Source organism: Pseudomonas sp. PH1b, assembly GCF_000633395.1.
Taxonomy (GTDB): Bacteria; Pseudomonadota; Gammaproteobacteria; order Pseudomonadales; family Pseudomonadaceae; genus Aquipseudomonas.
The window spans coordinates 154,306-174,295 of the sequence record NZ_AYMU01000015.1 but is presented as its reverse complement, the minus strand read 5'-3'; the positions used below and the strand labels follow the sequence as shown (position 1 = coordinate 174,295).

Annotated in this window: 21 protein-coding genes; 17 read left to right on the top strand and 4 right to left on the bottom strand. The window is 65.0% G+C overall.

From position 1 onward, the window contains the following. Positions 1-15: 15 nt before the first annotated feature. The 16 genes from U873_RS0123335 (at position 16) to U873_RS0123260 (ending at position 14,742) form a co-directional block, all read left to right on the top strand. On the top strand, positions 16-804 hold the full coding sequence (locus U873_RS0123335; protein WP_025130539.1) for an ABC transporter ATP-binding protein: 789 nt from the start codon (positions 16-18) through the stop codon (positions 802-804). After that, positions 801-1,760: an ABC transporter substrate-binding protein gene (locus tag U873_RS0123330; RefSeq protein ID WP_025130538.1), complete on the top strand. Its 960-nt coding sequence runs from the start codon at positions 801-803 to the stop codon at positions 1,758-1,760. Before U873_RS0123335 ends, U873_RS0123330 begins: the two co-directional genes overlap by 4 nt. Further along, on the top strand, positions 1,757-2,767 hold the full coding sequence (locus U873_RS0123325) for an iron ABC transporter permease (protein ID WP_025130537.1): 1,011 nt from the start codon (positions 1,757-1,759) through the stop codon (positions 2,765-2,767). The genes U873_RS0123330 and U873_RS0123325 overlap by 4 nt, the downstream gene beginning before the upstream one ends. A 145-nt stretch (positions 2,768-2,912) precedes the next feature. Then, positions 2,913-3,212, top strand: a complete 300-nt coding sequence (locus U873_RS0123320) for a hypothetical protein (protein ID WP_025130536.1) — start codon at positions 2,913-2,915, stop codon at positions 3,210-3,212. A gap of 226 nt (positions 3,213-3,438) precedes the next feature. Further along, on the top strand, positions 3,439-4,704 hold the full coding sequence (gene urtA / locus U873_RS0123315; protein WP_025130535.1) for an urea ABC transporter substrate-binding protein: 1,266 nt from the start codon (positions 3,439-3,441) through the stop codon (positions 4,702-4,704). Positions 4,705-4,850: 146 nt separating this feature from the next. Further along, positions 4,851-6,353: an urea ABC transporter permease subunit UrtB gene (urtB, locus tag U873_RS0123310; RefSeq protein WP_025130534.1), complete on the top strand. Its 1,503-nt coding sequence runs from the start codon at positions 4,851-4,853 to the stop codon at positions 6,351-6,353. Continuing rightward, positions 6,353-7,432, top strand: coding sequence for an urea ABC transporter permease subunit UrtC (gene urtC / locus U873_RS0123305; RefSeq protein ID WP_025130533.1), 1,080 nt, complete (start codon positions 6,353-6,355; stop codon positions 7,430-7,432). The genes urtB and urtC overlap by 1 nt, the downstream gene beginning before the upstream one ends. Further along, positions 7,429-8,289, top strand: a complete 861-nt coding sequence (gene urtD / locus U873_RS0123300) for an urea ABC transporter ATP-binding protein UrtD (RefSeq protein ID WP_025130532.1) — start codon at positions 7,429-7,431, stop codon at positions 8,287-8,289. Before urtC ends, urtD begins: the two co-directional genes overlap by 4 nt. Positions 8,290-8,393: 104 nt before the next feature. Next, the gene (urtE, locus tag U873_RS0123295; protein WP_025130531.1) at positions 8,394-9,092 is read left to right on the top strand and encodes an urea ABC transporter ATP-binding subunit UrtE; all 699 of its coding nucleotides are present in this window, start codon (positions 8,394-8,396) and stop codon (positions 9,090-9,092) included. A gap of 30 nt (positions 9,093-9,122) precedes the next feature. Then, positions 9,123-9,962, top strand: a complete 840-nt coding sequence (locus tag U873_RS0123290; protein WP_025130530.1) for an urease accessory protein UreD — start codon at positions 9,123-9,125, stop codon at positions 9,960-9,962. Positions 9,963-10,004: 42 nt separating this feature from the next. After that, positions 10,005-10,307, top strand: coding sequence for an urease subunit gamma (locus U873_RS0123285; protein ID WP_025130529.1), 303 nt, complete (start codon positions 10,005-10,007; stop codon positions 10,305-10,307). A gap of 9 nt (positions 10,308-10,316) precedes the next feature. Next, positions 10,317-10,850: a GNAT family N-acetyltransferase gene (locus U873_RS0123280; protein WP_025130528.1), complete on the top strand. Its 534-nt coding sequence runs from the start codon at positions 10,317-10,319 to the stop codon at positions 10,848-10,850. 7 nt (positions 10,851-10,857) lie between these two features. Beyond that, the gene (locus tag U873_RS0123275) at positions 10,858-11,391 is read left to right on the top strand and encodes an N-acetyltransferase (RefSeq protein WP_025130527.1); all 534 of its coding nucleotides are present in this window, start codon (positions 10,858-10,860) and stop codon (positions 11,389-11,391) included. Further along, positions 11,388-11,693, top strand: coding sequence for an urease subunit beta (locus tag U873_RS0123270; RefSeq protein ID WP_025130526.1), 306 nt, complete (start codon positions 11,388-11,390; stop codon positions 11,691-11,693). Before U873_RS0123275 ends, U873_RS0123270 begins: the two co-directional genes overlap by 4 nt. Before the next feature lie 110 nt (positions 11,694-11,803). Further along, positions 11,804-13,504 carry an urease subunit alpha gene (ureC, locus tag U873_RS0123265; protein ID WP_025130525.1) on the top strand — a complete coding sequence of 567 codons (1,701 nt, stop codon included), beginning with the start codon at positions 11,804-11,806 and terminating at the stop codon, positions 13,502-13,504. Positions 13,505-13,602: 98 nt separating this feature from the next. Continuing rightward, the gene (locus U873_RS0123260) at positions 13,603-14,742 is read left to right on the top strand and encodes a sensor histidine kinase KdpD (protein ID WP_025130524.1); all 1,140 of its coding nucleotides are present in this window, start codon (positions 13,603-13,605) and stop codon (positions 14,740-14,742) included. A 386-nt stretch (positions 14,743-15,128) separates the two neighbouring features. Here U873_RS0123260 and U873_RS0123255 read toward each other — a convergent pair whose 3' ends face one another. Continuing rightward, a complete protein-coding gene (locus U873_RS0123255; RefSeq protein WP_025130523.1) occupies positions 15,129-15,431 on the bottom strand; it encodes a chaperone modulator CbpM in 303 nt (100 codons plus the stop codon). Positions 15,432-15,454: 23 nt separating this feature from the next. Further along, positions 15,455-16,393, bottom strand: a complete 939-nt coding sequence (locus U873_RS0123250) for a DnaJ C-terminal domain-containing protein (protein ID WP_025130522.1) — start codon at positions 16,391-16,393, stop codon at positions 15,455-15,457. A 298-nt stretch (positions 16,394-16,691) separates the two neighbouring features. Between U873_RS0123250 and U873_RS0123245 the strand changes: the two genes are divergently transcribed. Next, entirely contained in the window at positions 16,692-17,957 is a 1,266-nt protein-coding gene (locus U873_RS0123245) for an Hsp70 family protein (protein WP_025130521.1), read from the top strand. A gap of 82 nt (positions 17,958-18,039) precedes the next feature. Here the strand turns inward: U873_RS0123245 and U873_RS0123240 are convergent, their stop codons facing one another. Both U873_RS0123240 and U873_RS0123235 read right to left on the bottom strand, forming a co-directional pair. Beyond that, positions 18,040-19,050: an AI-2E family transporter gene (locus tag U873_RS0123240; RefSeq protein ID WP_016967043.1), complete on the bottom strand. Its 1,011-nt coding sequence runs from the start codon at positions 19,048-19,050 to the stop codon at positions 18,040-18,042. A gap of 125 nt (positions 19,051-19,175) precedes the next feature. Further along, positions 19,176-19,931, bottom strand: coding sequence for a hypothetical protein (locus tag U873_RS0123235; protein WP_256244775.1), 756 nt, complete (start codon positions 19,929-19,931; stop codon positions 19,176-19,178). Positions 19,932-19,990: the final 59 nt, after the last annotated feature.

Sequence of the window (19,990 nt, the reverse complement as noted above, 5' to 3'; positions counted from 1 at the left end):
CCACACGGACACGGCATGACCTCGCTGAACCTCTGCAACCTGGCCTGGACGCCCCTGGGCCAGGGCCACTGCCATCACCAGTTCCAACTGCGTGAGGCCAGCCTGTCGGTGGCGCCCGGAGAGTTCGTCGGCCTGATCGGCCCCAATGGCAGCGGCAAGACCAGCCTGCTGCGCTGCGCCTATCGCTTCAGCAAGCCCGAGCAGGGCGAGGTGCAGCTGGGTCACCAGAATGTCTGGAAACAGTCGCCACGCTGGTGCGCGCAACGCATCGCCGTGGTGCTGCAGGAGTTCCCCGACGCCTTTGGCTTGACGGTGGAAGAAGTGGTCGCCATGGGCCGTACGCCCCACAAGGGCCTGTTCGACGGCGACACCGACGAGGACCGGCACCTGGCCCGTGAGGCCCTGCAATCGGTGGGCCTGCTGGGCTTCGAGCAACATGCCTTCGCCACCCTCTCCGGGGGTGAAAAACAGCGGGTGATCCTGGCCCGCGCCCTGGCCCAGCAACCTCAACTGCTGATCCTCGACGAACCGACCAATCACCTCGACCCACGCTACCAACTGGAGCTGCTGCAGCGGGTCAAGCGCCTGGGCATCGGCACCCTAGCCAGCATCCACGACCTGAACCTGGCGGCGGCCTTCTGCGACCGCCTGTATGTGCTTGACCACGGGCGCATCGTCGCCAGCGGTACGCCGGCGCAAGTGCTCACCGTGGAGTTGCTGCGAGAGGTGTTCGGGGTCGAGGCACTGATCGATGCACACCCCCTGTCCGGCTACCCACGAATCACCTGGATTACCCAACCATGACCTTGCGCCTTCTGTTTCGCTCCAGCCTGTTCCTGGCCCTGTCGCTGGGGGCCACCCAGGCCTTCGCCGAAGCCACCCGCTACCCGCTGACCGTCACCAGTTGCAACCGCCAGGTGACCTTCAAGGAAGCGCCGCAGCACGCCCTCAGCCATGACATCAACATGACCCAGATGATGCTCGCCCTGGGGCTCAAGTCGCGCATGGTGGGCTACAGCGGCATCAGCGGCTGGAAGGCCGTGACACCCGAGATGAGCACCCTGCTGGAGGGCCTGCCGGAGCTGGCGGCCAAGTACCCCTCGGTGGAGACCCTGCTCAACGCCAACGTCGACTTTCTGTTTGCCGGCTGGGACTACGGCATGCGCGTCGGCGGCGACCTGACCCCACAGACCCTGGCGCCCCTGGGGATCAATGTCTATGAGCTGACCGAGTCCTGCGCCTTCGTCATGCAGCGCCCGCCCGCCAGCCTCGATGACACCTACAACGACCTGCGCAACCTGGGCCGGATCTTCGATGTTCAGGACCGCGCCAATGCCCTGATCGCCCAGATGCAGGCACAGGTGGCGCAGGTGCAGAAGGACCTGCCCCAGGACCCGCCGCGAGTATTCCTCTATGACAGCGGCGAAGACCGGGCCATGACCTCCGGCCGCCTGGGCATGCCGCACGCGCTGATCGAGGCTGCCGGTGGGCGCAACATTCTCGAGGACGTCGACGCCAGCTGGACTCGGGTCAACTGGGAGACCGTGGTCGAGCGCAACCCACAGGTGATCGTGATCGTCGACTACAGCGAAGTCACAGCCGAGCAGAAGCAGCAGTTCCTTCTGGACAACAAGGCCCTGCAGGGGATCGACGCCATCAAGAACCAGCGCTTCATCGTCATCCCCTACGTGCAGGCCACCCCGGGCATCGACAATGTGCTGGCGGTAGAAACCCTGGCCAAGGGTTTCCACGGCGAATGATCAAGGGTCGCTATGCCTGCCTGCTGCTGATCCTTGGCGCCCTGCTGCTGGTGTCCTGCGTGCTGTCCCTGGGCTTTGGCCCGGCACGGGTACCGGCGGAGCTGGTGTGGCGGATTCTCCTGCACAAGGCGCTGGGTATCGGCGTGGTGGACTGGCCTGCCGGGCAGGAACACATCGTCTGGCTGATTCGCGTGCCGCGCATGCTCCTCGGCGCCCTGGTGGGGGCCGGGCTGGCGCTGATCGGCGCGGTGCTGCAGGCGGTGACCCGCAACCCCCTGGCCGACCCGCACTTGCTGGGCGTCACCTCCGGCGCCACCCTCGGCGCGGTGATCGTGGTCCTGCACCTGGGGCAGGTGATCGGCCTGCTGACCTTGCCCCTGGCGGCGTTTATCGGCGCCTTGGCCAGCATGGTCCTGGTGCTCGGCATCGCCGCCCGCAACGGCCGCCTGGACAGTGACCGCCTGCTGTTATGCGGCGTGGCCGTGTCCTTCGTGATGATGGCCGTGGCCAACCTGCTGCTGTTCATGGGGGATCACCGGGCCAGCTCCGCGGTGATGTTCTGGATGCTCGGCGGCCTGGGCCTGGCGCGCTGGGAGCTGCTGGCGATTCCCGCCGCCAGTGTGCTGCTGGGGCTGGCCCTGCTGCTGGGCATGGCCCGTCCGTTGAATGCCCTGATGGCCGGCGAGCAGACCGCCGTGACCCTGGGCCTGAATGCCCGCAATGTGCGCCTCAAGGTGTTCCTGATTGCCTCGCTGATGACCGGGGTGCTGGTGTCCATCAGCGGCTCCATCGGTTTTGTCGGGCTGATGGTGCCGCACATTGCCCGGCGCCTGGTGGGCGCCGAGCATCGCCGCTTGCTGCCGGTGTGCGTGCTGCTGGGGAGCCTGTTCCTGGTCTGGGTGGATGTCGCCGCCCGCACCCTGATCGCCCCCGAGGACCTGCCCATCGGCGTGGCCACCGCGGCCATCGGTGGGCTGTTCTTCATCGGCCTGATGCGCCGCCGCTGACCGCGCCCCTGTAGGAGCCGGCTTGCCGGCGAAAGCGCCCGTGAGCCGTATGCCGGATTCGCGGGCCTCTTCGCTGGCAAGCCAGCTCCTACAAGCGTCGCCCGTGCTTTAAGATCGCGTCCTTCGATCTCTCAGGATGAGTCTCATGCTTAAAACCCTGCTCCTGGCCTTGCTGCTCGGTACATCCCTTGGCGCCGTGGCCGCCACATCCGTCGACGTCTCGAAAATCTACGGCAACATCCAGATCGTCAACAGCTTCCCCGACTACAAGGTCAAGGTAGTGAACTCCTTCCCCGACCTGAAGGTGAAGCAGGTCAACTCCTTTGCCGACTCGCCGGGCAAGTGGAAAATCGTCAACAGCTTTCCCGACTACAAGATCCAGATCGTCGACTCCTTTCCCGACTTCACCATCAAATATGTCGACTCCTTCCCCGGCGTGAATTGAAGCCCCGCGCCGATCACGGCTGCCGCTGTGCGCCAGCACCACAATGACGCACCCCGGCGCACCACGCCCTGACCCAGGCCTCGTCTTGGGGCATCGATTCTCCTGCGCGCGCGCGTAAAGCGAGGTTTTCCTGCCCTGCACCGACTCGGCACACCCCTTGCAAAACAGCCCTTCAGTAGTCCGCATCTGCCTCTTAAAAAAACCAAGAGTTCATGGAGATCGCACAATGAAGCGTCGTAGCTTGCTCAAGGCTTTCACCCTCTCGGCATCGATTGCCGCGATGGGCATGACCTGGACCGTCCAGGCCGCCGAGACCATCAAGGTGGGGATCCTGCACTCGCTGTCGGGCACCATGGCGATCTCCGAAACGTCCCTGAAGGACATGGCGCTGATGACCATCGACGAGATCAACGCCAAGGGCGGGGTCAACGGCAAGCTGCTGGAACCGGTGGTGGTGGACCCGGCTTCGAACTGGCCGCTGTTCGCTGAAAAGGGCCGCCAGTTGCTGACCCAGGACAAGGTGGCGGTGGTGTTCGGCTGCTGGACCTCGGTGTCGCGCAAGTCGGTGCTGCCGGTGTTCGAGGAACTCAACGGCCTGCTGTTCTACCCGGTGCAGTACGAAGGCGAAGAGCTGTCGCCCAACGTGTTCTACACCGGCGCCGCACCGAACCAGCAGGCGATCCCGGCGGTGGAATACCTGATGAGCGAAGACGGCGGCAGCGCCAAGCGCTTCTTCCTCCTGGGCACCGACTACGTCTACCCGCGCACCACCAACAAGATCCTGCGCTCGTTCCTGCACTCCAAGGGCGTGGCCGACAAGGACATCGAAGAGGTCTACACCCCGTTCGGCCACAGCGACTATCAAACCATCGTCGCCAACATCAAGAAGTTCTCCGCCGGCGGCAAGACTGCGGTGATCTCCACGGTCAACGGCGACTCCAACGTGCCCTTCTACAAGGAACTGGCCAACCAGGGCCTGAAAGCCACCGAGGTACCGGTGGTGGCCTTCTCGGTGGGCGAGGAAGAACTGCGCGGCATCGACACCAAGCCGCTGGTGGGCAACCTGGCGGCGTGGAACTACTTCGAATCGGTGGATAACCCGGTGAACCAGAAGTTCGTCGCCGCCTGGAAGGCCTACGCCAAGGCCAAGAACCTGCCGGGGGCGGACAAGGCGGTGACCAACGACCCGATGGAAGCCACCTATGTGGGCATCCACATGTGGGCCCAGGCGGTGGAGAAAGCCAAGTCCACCGATGTCGACAAGGTCCGCGAGGCCCTGGCCGGGCAGACCTTCGCCGCGCCCTCGGGCTACACCCTGACCATGGACAAGACCAACCACCACCTGCACAAGCCGGTGATGATCGGCGAGATCCAGCCCGACGGTCAGTTCAACGTGGTGTGGCAGACCGAGGGCCCGATCCGCGCCCAGCCGTGGAGCCCGTTCATTCCGGGCAACGACAAGAAGCCGGACTACGCGGTCAAGAGCAACTGATCCGAACCTGACGCCCTCCCCGTAGGAGCGAGCTTGCTCGCGATGAGGTCCGCAGGACCTCCAACGAAACCGCCCGGCTGGCCGCTGCGCGGATCGCGAGCAAGCTCGTTCCTACAGGTTATTCGGGCGCTTTCAAGGACACCGATATGCCCACTGCCCTCTACCGTTTGATCCTCGCCGGCCTGCTGTTACTGCCATGGACAGCCCAGGCCGGGGATGCCGAAGACTTCGTTGCCGGCAACTCCAGCGAGCAGGCCCGGCTTCTGGAAACCTGGGCCGCGCAGCCCGACCCAACGCGCCTTGCGCTGCTCAACGCCCTGCAACAGGGCCAGTTGGACATCGCCGGCGAAAGCAAGACCCTGCGCCTGAACAACCGCCTGCGGGGCCTGATCGACACCGCCCTGGCCAGCCACCAACTGCTCGCCGCCGACAGTAAAAGCCGCCTGGCGGCTGCCGTCCAATTGCAGAAAAGCGCCAAGCCGGCGCAGTTGAAATTCCTCGATGCGCAACTGGCCGCCGAGCAAGACCCCGGCGTGCACGACGCCCTGAGCCTGGCCCTGGCCAACCTGCAACTGGTGGACAGCGACCCGGCGGTGCGCCTGGCCGCCGTGCGCCTGCTGGGGGAAACCGGCGACCCACTGGCCCGCACCCGCCTCGAAGGCCTGCTGGAGCCCGGGGTCGAAGCCGATGCCGCGGTACGCACCGCTGCCGAAACCAGCCTGGCCCAGGTCAAGCGCAAGCTGCTGGTCGGCGAGCTGCTGGGGCAGGCTTTCAGCGGCCTGTCCCTGGGCTCGATCCTGTTGCTGGCAGCCCTGGGCCTGGCCATCACCTTCGGCCTGCTGGGGGTGATCAACATGGCCCACGGCGAAATGCTGATGCTCGGTGCCTACGCCACCTATGTGGTGCAGTTGCTGTTCCAGCGCTACGCGCCCCAGGCCATCGAGTACTACCCGCTGCTGGCCTTGCCGGTGGCGTTCTTCGTCACCGCCGGGATCGGCATGGCCCTGGAACGCACGGTGATCCGCCATCTCTACGGGCGCCCCCTGGAAACCCTGCTGGCCACCTGGGGCATCAGCCTGATGCTGATCCAACTGGTGCGCCTGCTGTTCGGCGCGCAGAACGTCGAGGTGGCGAACCCGGCGTGGCTGTCCGGCGGGATCCAGGTCCTGCCCAACCTGGTACTGCCCTACAACCGCATCGTGATCATCGCCTTCGCGCTGTTTGTCGTGGTGCTCACCTGGCTGCTGCTGAACAAGACTCGGCTGGGCCTGAACGTGCGGGCAGTGACCCAGAACCGCAACATGGCCGCCTGCTGCGGCGTGCCCACCGGCCGCGTGGACATGCTCGCCTTCGGCCTCGGCTCGGGCATCGCCGGCCTCGGTGGCGTGGCCCTGAGCCAGATCGGCAACGTCGGCCCGGACCTGGGCCAGGGCTACATCATCGATTCGTTCCTGGTGGTGGTGCTCGGCGGGGTCGGGCAACTGGCTGGCAGTGTCATGGCGGCCTTCGGCCTGGGCATCGCCAACAAGATCCTCGAACCGCAGATCGGCGCCGTGCTGGGCAAGATCCTGATCCTCGCGCTGATCATTCTGTTTATCCAGAAACGCCCGCAAGGACTCTTCGCATTGAAAGGACGGGTGATCGACTGATGAATCAACCACTGCTGATTACCGCCAGCCAGAAAGCCGGGCCCAGGGTCACGATCACCGTCGGCGCATTGCTGCTCCTGATGCTGCTGGCCCTGCCGCTGCTGTCGCTGCTGCCGGCGGACAACCCGCTGCAGGTCTCGGCCTACACCCTGACCCTGGTGGGCAAGATCCTCTGCTACGCCATTGTCGCCCTGGCCCTGGACCTGGTCTGGGGCTATGCCGGGCTGCTGTCCCTGGGCCACGGGCTGTTCTTTGCCCTGGGTGGCTACGCCATGGGCATGTACCTGATGCGCCAGGCCGCAGGCGATGACCTGCCGGCGTTCATGACCTTCCTCTCGTGGAGCGAGCTGCCCTGGTACTGGGTCGGCACCCAGCACTTCCTCTGGGCCCTGTGCCTGGTGGTGCTGGCCCCGGGGCTGCTGGCCCTGGTGTTCGGTTTCTTCGCCTTCCGCTCGCGGATCAAGGGCGTGTATTTCTCGATCATGACCCAGGCCCTGACCTTCGCCGGGATGCTGCTGTTCTTCCGTAACGAGACCGGTTTTGGCGGCAACAACGGCTTCACCAACTTTCGCAGCATCCTCGGCTTCGGCATCACCGAACCGGGCACTCGGGCGGTGCTGTTCCTGGCCACCGTGCTGTTGCTGGTGGCCAGCCTGTACAGCGGCTGGCGCCTGGCCCGAAGCAAGTTCGGCCGGGTGCTGACGGCCCTGCGCGATGCCGAGAACCGCCTGATGTTCTGCGGTTACGATCCTCGCGGGTTCAAGCTCTTCGTCTGGGTCCTGAGCGCGGTGCTGTGCGGCCTGGCCGGGGCCCTGTACGTGCCCCAGGTGGGCATCATCAACCCCAGCGAAATGTCCCCGACCAACTCCATCGAGGCCGCCGTGTGGGTCGCCCTTGGAGGGCGGGGCACGCTGATCGGTCCGCTGCTGGGAGCCGGCCTGGTCAACGGCATGAAGAGCTGGTTCACCGTGGCCTTTCCCGAGTACTGGCTGTTTTTCCTCGGTGCGCTGTTCATCGGGGTGACCCTGTACCTGCCCAAGGGCGTGATCGGCCTGCTGAACAAACGAGGTGCACAATGAGAGTCACAGCGACGGCGGAGTTCATGCTCGAACCTATTCTCGACAGCAACAAGGACGCCGGCGCCAGCCGCGACGCCATCGGCCTGGGCCAGGCCGCCGGCAGCGGCCTCAACACCCGCCACGGCACCCTCCTGACCCTGGAGGACATCAGCGTCAGCTTCGACGGTTTCAAGGCCCTCAACGACCTCAACCTGTACATCGGCGTTGGCGAGTTGCGCTGCATCATCGGCCCCAACGGCGCCGGCAAGACCACCCTGATGGACGTGATCACCGGCAAGACCCGGCCCACCCAGGGCAAGGCCTGGTTCGGCGAAACCCTGGACCTGAGGCGCATGAGCGAAGTGCAGATCGCCCAGGCCGGAATCGGCCGCAAGTTCCAGAAACCCACGGTGTTCGAGGCCCTGACGGTGTTCGAGAACCTGGAGCTGGCGCAGAAGACCGACAAGTCGGTGTGGGCCTGCCTCGGCGCGCGCCTGGGCGACGAACAGCGGGCGCGCATCGAACAGGTGCTGGAGACCATCCGCCTGACAGCCTCGGCGCAACGCCAGGCGGGCTTGCTGTCCCACGGCCAGAAACAGTTCCTGGAGATCGGCATGCTGCTGATGCAGGACCCGCAGCTGTTGCTGCTGGACGAACCGGTGGCGGGCATGACCGATGCCGAGACCGAGTTCACCGCCGAGCTGTTCAAGAGCCTGGCCGGCAAGCATTCGCTGATGGTGGTGGAGCACGACATGGGCTTTGTCGGCGCGATTGCCGACCACGTCACCGTGCTGCACCAGGGCAGCGTGCTGGCCGAAGGGTCCCTGGAGCAGGTGCAGGAAAACCAACGGGTGATCGAGGTGTACCTCGGCCGTTAACGCGATCGCCGTTCGCCGGCAAGCCTGCGCCTGCACCCTCCCGTAGGAGCTGGCTTGCCAGCGAAGAGCGCCCCGCAATTCCCACAAGATTCGAGTACCCGACCATGCTCCAAGTCGACCAGTTGCACCAGTACTACGGCGGTAGCCACATCCTGCGCGGCCTGAGCTTCGAAGCCCGGATCGGTGAAGTCACCTGCCTGCTGGGGCGCAACGGCGTGGGCAAGACCACCCTGCTCAAATGCCTGATGGGCTTGCTGCCGGCCAAGGAAGGCGCGGTCAACTGGGAGGGCCGGACCATCACCGCCTACAAGCCGCACCAGCGGGTCCACGCCGGAATCGCCTATGTGCCCCAGGGCCGGGAAATCTTCGCCCGCCTGACCGTGGAGGAAAACCTGCTGATGGGCCTGTCGCGCTTTCCCGGTGCCGAGGCCAGAGAGGTTCCGCCCTTCATCTACGAACTGTTTCCGGTGCTGTTGCAGATGAAGCAACGCCGGGGCGGCGACCTCTCCGGCGGCCAGCAGCAACAGCTGGCCATCGGCCGCGCCCTGGCCAGCCGCCCACGCCTGCTGATCCTCGATGAACCCACCGAAGGCATCCAGCCCTCGGTGATCAAGGAGATCGGCGCGGTGATCAAAAAGCTTGCCGCCCGGGGCGACATGGCGATCCTGCTGGTGGAACAGTTCTACGACTTCGCCGCGGAACTGGCCGACCAGTACCTGGTGATGTCCCGGGGGGAAATCGTCCAGCAGGGCCGCGGGGAAAATATGCAGGCAGAAGGTGTACGCGGCCTGGTTACGATCTAATCTGTAGCCTCCTAACGATAACGACCCAGCATGAACTCACCTGCCGCCACCGCCCTGTTCACCCCCAGCTGGCACGCCGAGCTGGAACTGGCCTACGCCCGTTTCGGCGCCACCACGCGCCCGGTACTGCGCCGCCACCTGGGCCCGTTGCGGGTACAGAAGCACCTGTACGCCGAAGGCCCACAGGTGTGCCAGCACATCATCGTGCACCCGCCCGGCGGGATAGCCGGCGGCGACCAACTGGCCATCAGTGCCCGGGTCGACAACGGTGCCTGGGCCCAACTGACCAGCCCCGGGGCCGCCAAGTGGTACCGCGCCAACGGCCCGGCCGGCCAGACCCTGGCCCTGCAGGTGGCACCGGGGGCGACCCTGGAGTGGCTGCCCCAGGAGACCATCGTCTTCAGCGCCGCCCAGGCCGAGCTCAGTACCCAGGTCGACCTGCAGGGCGATGCCCGGCTGTTCTACTGGGACGTGGTGGCCCTGGGACGTCCGGCCAGTGGGGAGCACTTTGCACACGGGCACTTCCAATCGCACCTGGATATCCGCCGTGACGGCAAGCCGCTGTGGCATGAACGCCAGCGCATCGTCGGTGGCGATGGCCTGCTGGACTCACCCATCGGCCTGGACGGCCACCCGGTGTTTGCCACCTTGCTGGCCACCGGCGAGATCAGCGCCGAACTGCTGGAACACTGCCGCGCCCTGGAGCACCCGGTGCGGGGCGACCTCACACAATTGCCCGGCCTGCTGGTGGCCCGCTGCCTGGCCAGCGAGGCGCTGCTGGCCCGGGCCTGGCTGATCGACCTGTGGCGCTTGCTGCGTCCGGCGTTGCTGGGCCGCGAGGCCGTGCCGCCGAGGATCTGGAATACATGAAGCACCCGACTTCTTCTAACTGCCCATAACGGATTGATCACGATGGACCTGACCCCACGCGAGAAAGACAAGCTGCTGATCTTCACCGCCGGCCTGGTGGCCGAGCGGCGACTGGCCCGCGGCCTCAAGCTCAACTATCCGGAAACCATGGCCTACATTTCCGCGGCCCTGCTCGAAGGTGCCCGTGACGGCCAGACCGTGGCCCAGCTGATGCACTACGGCACCACCCTGCTGAGCCGGGAACAGGTGATGGAAGGCATCCCGGAGATGATCCCGGACATCCAGGTGGAGGCCACCTTCCCCGACGGCACCAAGCTGGTCACCGTCCATCAACCCATCGCCTGAGGCCGTGCCATGACCTATCGCATCCGCGACGCGCTGCACGCCGACCTGCCGGCAATTCGCGATATCTACAACGATGCCGTGCTCAATACCACGGCGATCTGGAACGAATCACCGGTGGACCTGGGCAACCGCCAGGCCTGGTTCAGCGCACGCCAGGCCCAGGGTTATCCGATCCTGGTGATCGTCACCCCCGAGGAGCAGGTGCTCGGCTACGCTTCTTTCGGCGACTGGCGGCCCTTCGACGGCTTTCGCCACACCGTGGAGCATTCGGTCTATGTACGCGGCGACCAGCGCGGCAATGGCCTGGGACCGCGCCTGATGGAGGCGCTGCTGGAACGCGCCCGCGGCTGTGACAAGCACGTGATGGTGGCCGCCATCGAAACCGGCAACAGCGCCTCGATCCGCCTGCATGAGCGCCTGGGGTTCATCATCACCGGGCAGATGCCCCAGGTGGGCACCAAGTTCGGGCGCTGGCTGGACCTGACCTTCATGCAACTGACGCTCAACCCCGGGGCCCAACCGCCCGCCCCTCACAAGGAGTGACCTGTCGATGAACGCCGCCCAACTGCGCCGAGTCCATGGAGAAAGCTTTGCCCACTACCGCCAGGGATTGATCGACCTGCTGTTCGACTCGGTGCAGCACGGCGCATCGATAGGTTTCATGGCCGACCTGGATGACAGCCAGGCCCGGGCCTATCTGAATCAGGTCCAGGCCGGCGTCGAGGACGGCAGCCTGCTGCTGTGGGTGGTGGTCCACGATGAAAAGGTCCTGGCCAGCGTGCAACTGGCGCTGTGCATGAAAGCCAACGGGCGCAATCGTGGCGAAGTGCAGAAGCTCCAGGTCCTGCACAGCGCCCGGCGCCGGGGCCTGGGCCAGCAACTGATGACAGCCCTGGAACAGGCCGCTCGCCAGCACAAGCGCGGCCTGCTCTACCTGGACACCGAAGCGGGGTCGGCGGCCGAAGACTTCTACCGCTCCCTGGGCTATACCCGGGTCGGCGAACTGCCCAACTACTGCCAGAGCCCGGACGGCACCTATACCCCCACCGCCATCTACTTCAAGACCTTGGGACAACCCCTATGATTCCTGGCCAATACCAGATCCAGCCTGGCGAGATCGAACTCAATGCCGGGCGCCGTACCCTCAGGCTGAGCGTTGCCAACAGCGGTGACCGGCCGATCCAGGTCGGCTCTCACTACCACTTCTTCGAAACCAACGACGCCCTGACCTTCGACCGCGCCGCCAGCCGCGGCATGCGCCTGAACATTCCGGCCGGCACCGCCGTGCGCTTCGAACCGGGACAAACCCGGGAAGTGGAACTGGTGGACCTGGCGGGTCATCGCCGGGTCTTCGGTTTTGCCGGACGCATCATGGGCGACCTCTGAGCCCCTCGACGCCACGCGCGTAGGAGCCGGCTTGCCGGCGAAAGGGCCCGAGAGGCCGCCTTCGCTGACAAGCCAGCTCCTACAGGTTTTGTTTTCTGTAAGGAGCTGCGATGAAGATTTCCCGTGAGGCCTATGCCGATATGTTCGGCCCTACCGTGGGCGACAAGGTGCGGCTGGCCGACACCGAGCTGTGGATCGAAGTGGAGAAGGACTTCACCACCTACGGTGAAGAAGTGAAGTTCGGCGGCGGCAAAGTGATCCGCGACGGCATGGGCCAGAGCCAGCTGCTGGCCGCCGAAGTGGTGGACACCCTGATCACCAACGCGCTGATCATCGATCACTGGGGCATCGTCAAGGCCGACGTCGGCTTGAAGGACGGACGCATCGCCGCCATTGGCAAGGCCGGCAACCCGGACATCCAGCCCGACGTGAGCATCGCCATCGGCGCCAGCACCGAGGTGATTGCCGGTGAAGGCATGATCCTCACCGCCGGCGGCATCGACACCCATATCCACTTCATCTGCCCGCAGCAGATCGAAGAAGCGCTGATGAGCGGCGTCACCACCATGATCGGCGGCGGCACCGGCCCGGCCACCGGTACCAATGCAACCACCTGCACCTCGGGCCCCTGGCACATGGCGCGCATGCTTCAGGCGGCAGACGCCTTCCCGATGAACATCGGCTTCACCGGCAAGGGCAACGCCAGCCTGCCGGAGCCGCTGATCGAACAGGTCAAGGCCGGGGCCATCGGCCTCAAGCTGCACGAGGACTGGGGCAGCACCCCGGCCAGCATCGACAACTGCCTGAACGTCGCCGACCAGTACGATGTGCAGGTGGCGATCCACACCGACACCCTCAACGAATCGGGCTTCGTCGAAACCACCCTCGGCGCCTTCAAGGGCCGCACCATCCACACCTACCACACCGAAGGCGCCGGCGGCGGCCATGCGCCGGACATCATCAAGGCCTGCGGCTTCGCCAACGTGCTGCCCAGCTCCACCAACCCGACCCGGCCCTTCACCCGCAACACCATCGACGAACACCTGGACATGCTCATGGTCTGCCACCACCTGGACCCGAGCATTGCCGAGGACGTGGCCTTCGCCGAAAGCCGCATCCGCCGGGAAACCATTGCCGCCGAGGACATCCTTCACGACCTGGGGGCCTTCTCCATGATCAGTTCCGACAGCCAGGCCATGGGCCGGGTCGGCGAAGTGGTGACCCGCACCTGGCAGACCGCCGACAAGATGCACAAGCAGCGCGGCCCGCTGCCAGGGGATGGCCCGGGCAACAGCAACTTCCGGGTCAAGCGCTACATCGCCAAATACACCATCAACCCGGCGATCACCCACGGCATCAGCCATGAGGTGGGCTCCGTCGAAGTCGGCAAGTGGGCCGACCTGGTGCTCTGGCGCCCGGCATTCTTCGGGGTCAAGCCGACCCTGATCCTCAAGGGCGGGGCGATTGCCGCCAGCCTGATGGGCGACGCCAACGCCTCGATCCCGACCCCGCAACCGGTGCACTACAAACCGATGTTCGCCAGCTACGGCGGCAGCCGCCATGCCACCAGCCTGACCTTCATCAGCCAGGCGGCCCTGGAGGCCGGCGTGCCAGAGCAGTTGGGCCTGAAAAAACGCATTGCGGTGGTCAAGGGCTGTCGCAACGTGCAGAAAGCCGACCTGATCCACAACGACTACCTGCCGAACATCGACGTCGACCCGCAGACCTACCAGGTCAAGGCCGACGGCGTTCTGCTGTGGTGTGAACCGGCGGATGTGCTGCCCATGGCCCAGCGCTACTTTCTGTTCTAGAAGCGCTATCCACTGAGCGGAGGCCGTGTTGAAAGACGCCATCGAGGCGCTAATATGCGACTCGCCTCCTCACTCTCTGCCCTGCAAGGTATCCGGCCATGCACCTGTCCGATTTCATCGTGCAACACGTAGATCGAATCGTTGATAAATGGGAGCAGTTCGCCCGGTCCATTGCCCCTGAAGCCGACTCCATGAGCCGCTTGCAACTGCGCGACCACGCCAAGTCGATCCTGCTGGCCGCTGCCCGCGACATGTGCACCGCCCAGAGCCCTGGCGAGCAGTTGGCCAAGGCCCGCGGCGAAGGCCCGGAAAAGACCCCGAGCCTGGACGCGGCCGCCGCCAGCCATGGCGAACTGCGCCACCACGTGGGTTTCGATCTGGTGCAGATGACGTCGGAATTCCGTCACCTGCGCGCCTGTGTGATCCGCCTCTGGGTCGACAGCCTGGACTCGCCGGAGCTGGCGTACTTCCAGGACATGATCCGCTTCAACGAAGCCATCGACGAGGCCCTGGCCGAGTCGACGGCGGCCTATGCCGAACAGGTCAATCGCTCGCGGGACATCTTCCTGGCGATCCTCGGCCACGACCTGCGAGCGCCGCTGCAGGCGGTGAGCATGTCCACCGAGATGCTGGCGCGCAAAGTGGCGCTGGACGCCGATGCCCAGGCGTTCGTATCGCGGATCAAGAGTGGCACCCGGCACATGGGGGCGATGGTCAGTGATTTGCTGGAGTTCGTGCGCAGCCGCCTGGGCACCAGCCTGCCCATCGAGCCGGCGCCCATGGACCTGGCCAGCGCGGTCAAGGCGGCCATGGACGAAGCCTGCGCCGGGCAGCCCGACTGCACCCCGCAGCTGAGTTTTCATGGCGACAGCCATGGCATCTGGGACCGTGGACGGATCGAGCAACTGCTGCAGAACCTGATTGGCAATGCCCTGCAACACGGCAGCAACCGCCGCACGGTCACGGTGACCCTCACCGGCGGTGCCGAGCAGGTGCTGCTGACCATCCACAACTATGGCGCGCCCATTCCCAAGGAGGCCCTGAGCACCCTGTTCGACCCCCTGGTGCGCAGCGCCGACGAGGCCCTGGGCAACCCCAGCACCAGCCTTGGCCTGGGCCTGTTCATCGTCAAGGAAGTGGTGACCGCGCACCAGGGCAGCATCGAAGTCAGTTCCAACGAGAGCGACGGCACCACCTTCACCGTGATCCTGCCACGGGTGTCCCGCGCCAGCTCGTAGGCGCAGGCTTGCCAGCGAAGGCGTCGGCACAGATTGCGCAAGGCTCAAGGGCCTCTTCGCCGGCAAGCCGGCTCCTACAATGAACGGGGGCAAACCGTAGGAGCTGGCTTGCCAGCGAAGGCGTCGGCACAGATTGCGCAAGGCTCGAGGGCCTCTTCGCCGGCAAGCCGGCTCCTACAACGAACGAGTGGCAAACCGTAGGAGCTGGCTTGCCAGCGAAGGCGTCGGCACAGATTGCGCAAGGCTCGAGGGCCCTTTCGCCGGCAAGCCGGCTCCTACAACGAACGGGGGCAAACCGTAGGAGCTGGCTTGCCAGCGAAGGCGTCGGCACAGATTGCGCAAGGCCCGAGGGCCGCTTCGCCGGCAAGCCGGCTCCTACGGGGCGCTCAGTCCACCAGCAGGCGGCCCAGGCGCTGCTTGAGCATCTGGTTCTCGGCGCGCAATTGCTGGACTTCCTCCAGCAGGTCCAGCGCCAGGGCGACGCCTTCCCATTCCAGCTCCAGGTCACGGCGCAGCTTCGCCGCACGCTTGGCCAGGGCCAGTTCGACATCGTTGAACCGCCAATCCTTGGGCGCACGGCCCTGAGGCTCGAGAATGCCGTGTTCGACGATTTCGATCACATAGGCCGCCGGCAGGTCAGCCACTTCACAGAACTCTTCCATGTCCAGCTGAACGATCAGGGTGCTCATGGTCAGCGCCTCCTAGTGTCGAATCAGAAATGTTCCCGAGGATCGAACGCGGCCTTCTTCGCCAGCTCCTGCCACAGCGCCTTGACGTCGTCGCCGGCCTGCTTGGGCATCACCGCCTTGAGCTGTACGAACAGGTTGCCGCGCTGGCCGGCCTTGTTCAGCAGGCCGTGGCCCTTGGCGCGCATGCGCTGGCCGTTCTGGCTGCCGGCCGGGACCTTGAGGTTGATCTTGCCGGTCAGGGTCGGCACCGCCACCTCGGTACCCAGCGCCAGCTCCCAGGGAGCCAGTGGCAGGGTGATGATCAGGTCCTCGCCCTCGACATCGAATTTCGGATGAGGGGCGAAGCGAATGGTCAGGTACAGATCGCCATTGGCCCCACCGCCGACACCCGGGGCGCCCTGGCCCTTGAGGCGGATGCGCTCGCCGTCGGTGACCCCGGCAGGGATCTTCACGTTCAGGCTCTTGCTGGTGTTGCTCACATGCTGGCCAGCCGCGTTGTACTGCGGGACCTGGAAACTGATCTTCTTCGACTCGGTCGACAGGGTTTCCTCAAGAAAGATCGGTAGTTCCATTTCCACATCCTGTCCACGACGGCCACTGCTGCGGCGCTGCTCCGGGCCGCCGAATCCTGGCCCCCGGTTACCAAAGATCGAACTGAAGAAGTCCGAGAAGTCGCCACCGTCGCCGCCGCCAAAGCCGCCACGGCTCTGCCAGCCCGGCGGGCCCTGAAACGGCTGGCCATGCTGGCCGTACTTGCGCAGGTCATCGTACTCGGCGCGCTTGTCGGCGCTTTTCAGCGCTTCATAGGCTTCCGAGGCGTCCTTGAACTTGGCCTCGGCGTCCTTTTCCTTGCTGACGTCGGGGTGGTACTTGCGCGCCAGCTTGCGATAGGCGGCCTTGATCGCCTTATCGTCAGCCGTCGGCTCCACGCCGAGAATCTTGTAATAGTCTTTGAAGTCCATCGCGGGAATCACCATCCGTTATCAATGTCGCGCGGCGTGCAGCACAGCATGCCCGGTCTGGCAGCATGAGAATTGATCGGTCTCAATCCTCTGACTGAACGGCGCATCAGAAGTTTATCGGCAGCCACTGGCGGATCTTGCGAGCATTCCGGGACTGCCAGGCTCATGCCTGCAAGTTTGGGGGTCAAGGATAGTCTTTCAAGGCATGACCGGTTGCGATTTAGCAGATAGTCGGCCTTTGCAACGCGCGAGGACTGGCGTACGCTGCGCGGCCGTTTTTTTCACCGGATCGAAAGACATGAACAACGCCTCCCCGGCCCGTGCCTGCGGCATCGACTTCGGCACCTCCAACTCCACCGTCGGCTGGCTGCGCCCCGGCGAGGAGACGCTGATTGCCCTGGAGGATGACAAGATCACCCTGCCCTCGGTGGTGTTCTTCAACATCGAGGAGCGCCGTCCGGTGTACGGCCGCCTGGCGCTGCACGAGTACCTGGAAGGCTACGAAGGCCGGCTGATGCGCTCGCTCAAGAGCCTGCTGGGCTCCAAGCTGATCAAGCACGACACCAGCGTGCTGGGCACCGCGATGCCCTTCAAGGACCTGCTGGGGCTGTTCATCGGCCAGCTCAAGAGCCGTGCCGAAGCCTCCGCCGGTCGGGAATTCGAAGAAGTGGTGCTGGGCCGCCCGGTGTTCTTCGTCGATGACGATGCCGCCGCCGACCAAGAAGCCGAAGACACCCTGGTGCAAGTGGCCCGCAAGATCGGCTTCAAGGAAGTGTCCTTCCAGTACGAACCCATCGCTGCGGCCTTCGACTACGAGTCCAGCATCGAACGTGAAGAACTGGTGCTGATCGTCGACATCGGCGGTGGTACCTCGGACTTCTCCCTGGTGCGCCTGTCCCCCGAGCGCCGTGGCGTCGACAACCGCCACGACGACATCCTCGCCACCGGCGGCGTGCACGTGGGCGGGACCGACTTCGACAAGCAGTTGAGCCTGCAGGGCGTGATGCCGCTGTTCGGCTACGGCAGCCGGATGAAGAGCGGCGCCTACATGCCCACCAGCCACCACATGAACCTGGCGACCTGGCACACCATCAACTCGGTGTACTCGCAGAAGTCCCAGCTGGCCCTGGGCAGCATGCGCTACGACATCGAGGACACCGGTGGCATCGACCGCCTGTTCAAGCTGATCGAACAGCGCGCCGGCCACTGGCTGGCCATGGAGATCGAGGAAACCAAGATCCAGCTGACCCATGCCGAGAATCGCCTGGTGCCCCTGGACCGGATCGAGCGCGACCTCAGCGTCGACCTCAGCCGGGCCCTGTTCGAGTCGTCCATCGACAGCCTGCTGGAGCGCATCCGCACCAGCGTCAGCGGTTTGCTGAGCGACGCCAATGTCAGCGTCGGCCAGGTCGACACGGTGTTCTTCACCGGCGGCTCCAGCGGCATCCCGGCCCTGCGCCAGAGCGTGGCGGCGATGCTGCCCAATGCCCGGCATGTGGAAGGCAATATCTTCGGCAGCATCGGCAGCGGCCTGGCGATCGAAGCCAAGAAGCGCTACGGATAAAAGCAGCAGCAAGCTTCAAGCTTCAAGCGGCAAGCAAAGCGGCTTTAGCTTGTGGCTTGAAGCTGCAAGCTTGCAGCTGCCGTTAAACCAAGCCCGCCAGCTTCAGCTCGCTTTTCAGGTAGGCGTAATAGATCGGCCCCGCCACCACCCCGGGCAGGCCGAACGCCGCCTCGAACACCAGCATCGCCAGCAGCAGCTCCCAGGACTTGGCACTGATCTGCCCGCCGACGATCCGCGCGTTGAGGAAGTATTCCAGCTTGTGGATAAAGATCAGGTAGCCCAAAGCCGCCACCGCCACCCAGATCGACAGCGACAGGCCGACGATGGTGATCAGGGTGTTGGAGATCAGGTTGCCGATCACCGGCAGCAGGCCCAGCAGGAAGGTCAGCACGATCAGGGTCTTGGTCAGCGGCAGCTTGACCCCGAACAGCGGCAGGATCAGCGCCAGGAAGATCCCGGTGAAGAAGGTGTTGAGCAGGGAGATCTTGATCTGCGCGAAAACGATGTTGCGAAACGCCTGAACCAGCAGGTGCAGGCGGTCGAACAGCGCCGCCGCCAGGGGCTTGCGCTTGGTCAGGTCGGGAATCCGCTGCAGGGCGATGATCGCCCCCAGGACCATGCCGATCAGCAGGGTCACGAACATGTGCGCCGCGTCCTTGCCCACCAGTTGCAACTCGCTCAGGTGCTTGCTGGCCCAGGCACCGATGGCGGCCTGGAACTCGGCGGCGCTGGCCGGCAGATAGGAATCGAGGAACGGCGGCAACTGGCCCCGGGCCTTGTCCACCACCACCATGAACTTGCCCAGTGACGCCCCGGGGTTCTCCGCCTCATGCAGCAGGAAGCTGATGGCTCCGGCGAACAGCAGGGTCAGCAAGCTGACCACCAGGGTGCCCAGCAACGCCACCGCCAGCCAGCGCGCCCGCCGGCCTTCGATCAGGCGCTGCAGTTGCGGGGTGAGCATGTTGACCAGCTCGAACACCAGCAGACCGGCCAGCAGGCTAGGTAGCAGGCGCAAGGGCAAGGCCAGGAGCAGGCCGCCGAAGATGATGATCCAACTGATGAACAACAGATGACGCTGTGAAAACGCTGGCATATAGCCTCAAGACAAACAGCGGGGAAAAGACCGGCAGTCTGCCAGCCTTCACCCCGGAGGAATAGTGGCAGGCGCCCCAAGGGCATGGGTCTACAGGGTACTGGAGTGTTGTGACCGGCGAAGGTTCAGTCGGTTTTGGCCCGGGCCACCGGGGCTGCAAGGTCGGGCAGCGCCACGTCGTAGCCGCAGTAATGCAATTGTGTCCGGATCAGTCGCTTATCGGGGTAGTCATCCCCCCATACCAGGTTCTGGTCGTAGCGAGATTTGATATGGGCGCAGAACCCTTGGAGATCGGCCTGGGCCTTCGCCAGCACCGGCGCCGGCAAAGGGTTGATCTTCAGGCTCTGGAAGAACGGCAGTATGAACACCTGATCCAGGTCGTAGCCCTTGGCGCCGAGGGCCAGGCGCTGCCCGGCATGCACATAGAACGGCTGCTGCAGGCCGCTCTCCTGTTCCCAGCACCAGTACTTGACCTTGTCTTCGAGAATGCCCACCGCGCTCCCTTCCCAGCGCTCGTAGGCACGCAGGCATTGAAAGCCCTGCACTGTCACCCACTCCAGGCTGCTGGGCTTGACCCCGGTATGGGACGACAACGCCTGCCGAGCCAGCAGATCATCCAGAAAAGCCTGGCGGGGATACAAAAGCCCGTCCGCCCGGCCATCGAGAAAGCTGTTGACCCGCATGTACAGCGCCGCAGCCGTCACCTGGACCGTACCGTAGGAGAAGGTTCCGGAGGTACCGACCGACAGCGCGTCACGGCCCTTTTCATAGTCGAAGCCACCGGTGACGGTGCCGCACGGCGCCTGCCGATATGGCCCAGGCAGATCGAAGGAATAACGCTGCATCAGGGTGACCCGCTTCGCGCCCTCCTGGCACAGCATTCGGGCATCCAGGCGCGCATTTTCATAGACCAAGGGTGGGCCGCCGCAAGCCGGCAGCA